This window comes from Kribbella sp. NPDC051137 (assembly GCF_040682535.1).
GTDB classification, from domain to species: Bacteria; Actinomycetota; Actinomycetes; order Propionibacteriales; family Kribbellaceae; genus Kribbella; species Kribbella karoonensis.
On the sequence record NZ_JBFBBI010000017.1, the window covers coordinates 1 to 1,477 of the forward strand.

The 1,477-nt window shown below is 64.8% G+C and carries 2 protein-coding genes; both read right to left on the reverse strand.

Annotation, left to right across the window (positions count from 1 at the left end; translation table 11 throughout):
- Nucleotides 1–107 precede the first annotated feature (107 nt).
- A complete protein-coding gene (locus AB0M51_RS42620) occupies nt 108–644 on the reverse strand; it encodes a CYTH domain-containing protein (RefSeq protein ID WP_344199589.1) in 537 nt (178 codons plus the stop codon).
- Nucleotides 645–765: 121 nt separating this feature from the next.
- Nucleotides 766–1,191 carry a hypothetical protein gene (locus tag AB0M51_RS42625; protein ID WP_344199592.1) on the reverse strand — a complete coding sequence of 142 codons (426 nt, stop codon included), beginning with the start codon at nt 1,189–1,191 and terminating at the stop codon, nt 766–768.
- Between the last annotated feature and the right edge of the window lie 286 nt (nt 1,192–1,477).

The following is a 1,477-nucleotide window of genomic DNA, read 5'->3' on the forward strand; positions in this document are numbered from 1 at the left end:
CACGTGAAGCCGGAGGTGGTGAGTGGCGGCCGTGGTGTGAGGCTGCGGTGGGGGATGTGGTGAGTGAGGGTGTGGTGAGTGGGGAGGTGGTGGTCAGTTCCAGTCCCTCAGTCAGGGAAACGGAGATCTGGGATCGTGGTCATGTCGATGCCGTAGCGGGCGTAGACCTTCGTCGTGTTCTCGCCGGTCAGCTGATCCTCGGAGACGCCCAGCGCGTTCGCGACCTCGACGACATGTTCGCGCGAGCGGCCTTCGATCTCGAGGTACGGCGGGATCAGCGGCCACCAGTCGATCTCCAGCTCCGCGCCCCGGAACTCGAAGCTCGCTCGCCGGTTCTCCTGATACGACTTCGGCTCGAACCCCATCCGGCCGAGCAACTCGTTGGTGGTCTCGAAGTCCCCGACCACGACCTCTGTCTCCGTCGTACCGTCGATCCCGTCGTGGGCGATCTCCTTCACCGTCAACGTCACCGCCGTACCGCTGTCCCGCAACCGAATCCACCGGGACTCGTCGCCGGCCCGGACGTCGTACACGTATCGCCGCATCAGCCGGTACGCCACCCGACGCCCACCCGACGAGAGAATCCTGTCGGCCAACTCGTCCGGCACCACATCCAGCACCTTCGCCTCGAACTCGATCGGCATCGCACTCTCCCTCGGCGCCGCAGTTCCCTCGGCAAGCTTCCGAAACTCAGCCTCTCGCAAAGGTCCTGAACTCCCGCATCGCCCGGCGTACCTGCCCGATGCTGACCTCCACAGTCCTCGATCAGGGCATCCTGGGCAGAGCCCATTCGACCCCTCGTCCCTCAAGCCGAATGTGTTGCGAGTCGGGCTCCACAGAGATGGTGAAGTGACCACGGGTCGGCCGGCTGAGGTCTTCCCACTGTTCGTACGCTGCCTCCACCGCGTCCCAGATCTGCTGCTGGCCGGCCTGTGCGACCCTGCCGTTGTCGAGTCGGGCCCAAGACCCGTCCAGATGGGTGAAGATCGTGACTCCAGTCGGCAGTTTGGTCAGGAACCGCAGGCCGGGAAGCGCCGCGGCCAGCACGAAGCGGAAGTCGTCGTCGAACCAGATCTTCTCGTCGAGCTCGGTTGCTCGGGTCGCTGCACTGGCCGATGCGATATCGGCAATCTGACTGCCGAGGTCAGTCGGCCTCGGCGCGGGCCGAAGCGGCATGAAGAACGCGGGCACAGGCAGGAACCGCCCCTCACCCTTCCGGCCTGGCTCGATGTCTATGACGCGGCCTCGCCGACCGGATGGGAATGCTGTCCGCGATCTGAGGAACACCGCCCTGTGTCGGGCTGAGAGCTCTTTCTTGGTCAACTTCACAGTCGGCTTTGCACACCATCGGTCTGATGCCTTGCGGCCGCGTCTCTACGTCTGCTACTCCCCAGGTCGCCCCACTCCGGCCTCACACGCCGCAATCCGCTATCCGTCACATCAACCCGTCACCACTCACCACCTCCGGCTTCACGTA

Coding starts and splice junctions, on each gene's coding strand:
- AB0M51_RS42620 (WP_344199589.1), bottom strand. CDS start 644: ATGCCGATCGAGTTCGAGGCGAAGGTGCTGGATGTGGTGCCGGACGAG.